Genomic DNA, 2,003 nt, shown 5'->3' with positions numbered 1-2,003 from the left:
CCGCCGCCGGGCAGCTCGCGCTGGCGCCGGCGATCCGGCGGCGCCGCGCCGCGGTGATCGAGCCCACCTTTTCGTCATAGTGACGAAACCGGGGGCGCCGAACTAGGCTGGTGCCGTGGCACAGCTCAGGATCGCGCTCGCGCAGGTGAACCCGACCGTCGGCGACCTCGGCGGCAACGCCGACCTGATCGTGGAATGGACCAAGCGGGCCGCCGACGCGGGCGCCCACCTGGTCGCGTTCCCGGAGATGATGCTCACCGGATACCCCGTCGAGGACCTCGCCCTCCGCGGCTCCTTCGTCGAGGCGTCCCGCCGCGCCCTGGAACGCGTCGCCGCCCGGCTCGCCGACGAGGGCCTCGGCGACCTCCCCGTCGTCACCGGCCACCTCGACCGCCCGCCCGTCGGCCTCGTCCGCGCCGGGCAGCCGTCCGGCCTGCCGCTGAACGCCGCCGCCTGGCTGCACGGCGGCGAGGTCCTCGTCCGGTCCGCCAAGCACCACCTCCCCAACTACGGGGTGTTCGACGAGTACCGCGTCTTCGTCCGCGGCGACCGGCTCCCCGTCGTCCGCGTCCACGGCGTCGACGTCGCCACCGCCATCTGCGAGGACCTCTGGCAGGACGGCGGGCCCGTCAGCGTCACCGGCGAGGCCGGCGCCGGGCTCCTGCTCGTCCTCAACGCCTCCCCCTACGAGCGCGACAAGGACGACGTCCGCCTCGACCTGTGCGCCGCGCGCGCCCGCGAAGCGGGCTGCACGCTCGCCTACGTCAACATGGTCGGCGGCCAGGACGAGCTCGTCTTCGACGGCGACTCCGTCATCGTCGGCCCGGACGGCTCGCTGCTCGCGCGCGCCCCCCAGTTCGTCGAGCACCTGCTCGTCGCCGACCTCGCGCTGCCCGCCGCCGACCCCGCCGCCGAGCCCGGCCGCTCCCCGGTCGACGCCCACGACGGCACGACCATCACCATCGACCGGCTCGCGCTGTCCGCCGACCCGCTGCCCGCCTACCCCGTCGAGCCGCAGACCGTCGCCGAGCCCCTCGACGCCCTGGCCGAGATCTACGCCGCGCTGGTCCTCGGCACCCGCGACTACGTCCGCAAGAACGGCTTCCGCTCCGTCATCCTCGGGCTGTCCGGCGGCATCGACTCCGCCCTCGTCGCCACCATCGCCTCCGACGCCATCGGCCCGGAGAACGTGCACGCGGTCCTGCTGCCGAGCCGCTACTCCTCCGAGGGCTCCGTCACCGACGCCGAGGACCTCGTCAAGCGGCAGGGGATCGGCTCCCGGATCGTGCCGATCGCCGGGATGGTCGAGGCGTTCGAGGCCGAGCTGGACCTGCACGGCCTCGCCGCCGAGAACCTCCAGGCCCGCATCCGCGCGAACGTCTGGATGGGGCTGTCCAACGAGCACGGCCACCTCGTCCTGACCGGCGGCAACAAGAGCGAGCTCGCCACCGGCTACTCCACCCTCTACGGCGACTCCGCGGGCGGCTTCGGCCCCATCAAGGACGTCTTCAAGACCACCGTGTGGGACCTCGCCCGCTGGCGCAACGCCCAGGCCGGCGTCGACCTGCCGTTCCTGCACCCGTTCGCGCAGGAGCCGATCCCGCCGGTGATCATCGACAAGGAGCCGTCCGCCGAACTGCGCCCCGGCCAGCGCGACAGCGACAGCCTCCCCGACTACTCCGTCCTCGACCCGCTCCTCGCCGACTACGTCGAGCACGACATGGGCCGCGACGCACTCCTCGCCGCCGGCCACGACCCCGCCCTCGTCGACCGCGTCATCCGCCTCGTCGACCTCGCCGAGTACAAGCGCCGCCAGTACCCGCCCGGCCCCAAGATCACCCCGAAGAACTTCGGCCGCGACCGCCGCCTCCCCATCACCACCCGCTGGCGAGAGAACTAGCCGTGTTTGCCCAGGGGGGCGACCCCCTGGAATCCCCGTCACGACCGGCAGGCCGTTTCCCGCTCCGCTGGCGCTCCGCGCGAAACCGCCAGGCCGGAGAGGG

The 2,003-nt window shown here is 73.6% G+C and carries 1 protein-coding gene; it reads left to right on the top strand.

The features are described from left to right. Positions 1–115: 115 nt before the first annotated feature. Positions 116–1,900 carry an NAD+ synthase gene (locus tag ABZ914_RS50650; RefSeq protein ID WP_500201720.1) on the top strand — a complete coding sequence of 595 codons (1,785 nt, stop codon included), beginning with the start codon at positions 116–118 and terminating at the stop codon, positions 1,898–1,900. The last annotated feature ends 103 nt before the right edge of the window (positions 1,901–2,003 follow it).

The sequence above is a fragment of the Spirillospora sp. NPDC046719 genome (assembly GCF_040645715.1).
In the GTDB taxonomy this organism is placed as follows: Bacteria; Actinomycetota; Actinomycetes; order Streptosporangiales; family Streptosporangiaceae; genus Spirillospora.
The sequence above is the reverse complement of the archived record's forward strand: the minus strand, read 5'-3'. Positions and strand labels throughout refer to the sequence as shown.